At 67.7% G+C, this 2746-nt stretch carries 5 protein-coding genes; all 5 read left to right on the top strand.

The window, feature by feature from the left end; translation table 11 throughout:
- Positions 1-65 precede the first annotated feature (65 nt).
- From ACFY1P_RS35330 to ACFY1P_RS35350, 5 genes are read left to right on the top strand one after another with little or no spacing between them, the layout of a single operon-like run.
- On the top strand, positions 66-374 hold the full coding sequence (locus tag ACFY1P_RS35330) for a transposase (RefSeq protein ID WP_390753005.1): 309 nt from the start codon (positions 66-68) through the stop codon (positions 372-374).
- Entirely contained in the window at positions 371-526 is a 156-nt protein-coding gene (locus ACFY1P_RS35335; RefSeq protein WP_390753006.1) for a hypothetical protein, read from the top strand. Before ACFY1P_RS35330 ends, ACFY1P_RS35335 begins: the two co-directional genes overlap by 4 nt.
- Positions 527-534: 8 nt before the next feature.
- Positions 535-1233: a DDE-type integrase/transposase/recombinase gene (locus ACFY1P_RS35340; protein WP_390753008.1), complete on the top strand. Its 699-nt coding sequence runs from the start codon at positions 535-537 to the stop codon at positions 1231-1233.
- Complete coding sequence (locus ACFY1P_RS35345) at positions 1230-2426, top strand: IS30 family transposase (RefSeq protein WP_390753009.1); 1197 nt, start codon at positions 1230-1232, stop codon at positions 2424-2426. Before ACFY1P_RS35340 ends, ACFY1P_RS35345 begins: the two co-directional genes overlap by 4 nt.
- The gene (locus ACFY1P_RS35350; RefSeq protein WP_390753007.1) at positions 2410-2706 is read left to right on the top strand and encodes a transposase; all 297 of its coding nucleotides are present in this window, start codon (positions 2410-2412) and stop codon (positions 2704-2706) included. Before ACFY1P_RS35345 ends, ACFY1P_RS35350 begins: the two co-directional genes overlap by 17 nt.
- Positions 2707-2746 lie beyond the last annotated feature (40 nt).

Here is a 2746-nt window from a genome sequence, read left to right on the forward strand (position 1 = left end):
CTGGGCTTGGTTCGGTTTGACGGACATCCGAGATCAGGGGCCTCGGCCCCGGAAGGATGTCCATCATGGAGAGCATGGCCAAGAAGAAGCCACGTCCTCGCCGTTCGTTCACGTCGGAGTTCAAGGCCGAGATCGTTGAGCTGTGCCGGCGCGGTGACCGCTCGGTCGGTCAGGTCGCCAAGGACTTCGACCTGACCGAGACCGCGGTGCGTCTGTGGGTCGCCCAGGCCGAGACCGACGCGGGCGAGCGCGAGGGCCTGACCAGCAGCGAACGGGCCGAGCTGGCCGCGCTGCGGCGGGAGAACCGCCGCCTGCGCGAGGACGTCGAGATCCTCAAGAGGGCCACGGCTTTCTTCGCGACGGAGACCCGGTGACGGTGCACCCGTTCATCGAGGCGGAGAAGCAGGCAGGTCACAACGTCAAACGGGCGTGTGAGCTGCTGAAGGTCTCCCGTGCCGCCTTCTACTCCCGCCGCACCGCCGCACCGCCGCACCCGGCCCGCGTGCGGCACGGGATGCGGAGCTGACTGAGAGGATCAACGAGGTCCATCGCCACTCGCGCGGGACTTACGGATCTCCGCGCGTACATGCCGTCCTGCTGCGCGAGGATGTCCGGTGCGGACGCCGACGTGTCGCACGGCTGATAAGAGCGGCCGGCCTGCACGGCATCCGCCACCGGCGGAAGCACCGCACCACCGTCCCCGACCCGCGGGCAGGTGCCCGGCCCGACCTCATCGGACGCGACTTCGCCCCGGGCACGGCCACCCCCGGCACCCGCTGGTGCGGCGACATCACCTACATCCCCACGGACGAAGGCTGGCTGTACCTGGCCACCGTCATCGACATCGCCACCCGCCGGGTCATCGGCTGGGCCACCGCAGACCACCTGCGGACCGAGCTGGTAGCCGAGGCCCTCAAGGCCGCCTGCCGCCAGCGCCGCCCGGCCGGGGAGGCGGTCTTCCACTCGGATCGCGGCTGCCAGGGCGGATTCAATCGATCGTCGCAACACCTTGATCGAGAGGTGAAGCGATGGGCGTCTTGGAACGGCAGCAGCGGGTGCGCGTATACCGCGGGCAGATCCCGTCGCCGGGCAGGCCGACGGTGGCCTGGCGTGAGGACAGGGTCAGGTTCTGGGCGGCGATCGCTCGCGGGGACAAGACCGAGGATGCGTGCGCGGCCGCGCACGTGTCCGGCCCGGTGGGGTTCCGTTGGTTTCGGCACGCTGGTGGCGTGAATCCATGTCTTCCTGCCGAAGTATCCGGTCGGTACTTGTCGTTTGCTGAGCGGGAGGACGTCGCGATCTGGCATGCGCAGGGCGTCAGCGGCCGTGAGATCGCCCGCAGGCTGGGGCGGGCTCCGTCGACGGTCTCGCGCGAGCTGCGCCGCAACGCGTCGACCCGCACGTACAAGTTGGACTACCGGGCGTCGACCGCGCAGTGGCACGCCGAACGCCGTGCCCGGCGGCCGAAGACGGCCAAACTCGTCAGCAACCCACGGCTGCGGGACTATGTTCAGGCTCGGCTGTCCGGTGATATCACCGACGCCGATGGCCGTCCCATGGGGCCGGCGGGGCCGACGTGGAAGGGACGGAACAAGCCGCATCGCGGAGACCGCCGCTGGGTGACGGCGTGGAGTCCGGAGCAGATTGCCCGACGCCTGCCGGTCGAGTTCCCCGATGATGAAGACATGCGGATCAGCCACGAGGCGATCTATCAGGCGCTCTACGTCGAGGGACGTGGTGCGCTCAAGCGTGAGTTGGTGGCCTGTCTGCGCACCGGACGTGCCCTGCGGGTGCCCAGGGCACGAAGCCGGCACAAGGCCTGGGCTCATGTCACCGATGAGGTGCTTATCAGTGAACGTCCCGCCGAGGCGGACGGCCGCGCTGTTCCCGGACACTGGGAGGGCGATCTCATCATCGGGCTGAAACGCTCGGCGATCGGCACCCTGGTCGACCGCACCACCAGGTTCACCATGCTGATCCACTTGCCCCGCGAAGAGGGCTACGGCGTAATCCCGCGGACGAAGAACGGGCCCGCACTGGCCGGCTACGGCGCGGTCACGATGAAGAACGCCCTGGCAGAAGCGATGACCACGCTGCCCGAACAGCTTCGTCGATCGCTGACCTGGGACCGCGGCAAGGAACTGTCCGCACATGCCACGTTCAGAGTCGAAACCGGCATCCCCGTCTACTTCGCCGATCCCCACAGCCCATGGCAGCGCGGAACCAACGAGAACACCAACGGGCTCCTGCGCCAGTACTTTCCCAAAGGCACCGACCTGTCGAGATGGAGCCGCGAGGAGATCCAGGCCGTCGCCAACGTCGTCAACAACCGGCCACGCAAGACACTCGGGTGGAAGACCCCGGCCGAGACGCTCGACGAGCAGCTACGATCACTCCAACAAGCCCGTGTTGCGACCACCAATTGAATCCGCCCAGTACACCAGCGCCGAATTCTCTGCTCTGAGTGCGCAGTTCGGGATCAGGCTCTCGGTTGGACGCACCGGCCAGTGTTGGGACAACGCGCTCGCCGAGTCGTTCTTCGCCACCATCAAGCGGGAGCTGCTCGGGACGTGTTCCTGGCCCAGCCGGGCTCTCGCCCGAACAGCGGTCTTCGACTTCATCGAGGGCTGGTATAACTCGCGTCGTCTGCACAGCAGCCTCGGCTACCTCAGCCCTGCCGAGTACGAGGCCGCACTCGCGGCCTGACCGACACAACCAACGTGTCCGTCAAAGCGGAGCAAGCTCA

It is taken from the genome of Streptomyces sp. NPDC001407 (genome assembly GCF_042895325.1).
Lineage (GTDB): Bacteria > Actinomycetota > Actinomycetes > Streptomycetales > Streptomycetaceae > Streptomyces.

Bases quoted from the DNA above. Each gene is read 5' to 3' on its own strand.
- ACFY1P_RS35330 (WP_390753005.1), top strand. From the start codon at position 66: ATGGAGAGCATGGCCAAGAAGAAGCCACGTCCTCGCCGTTCGTTCACG.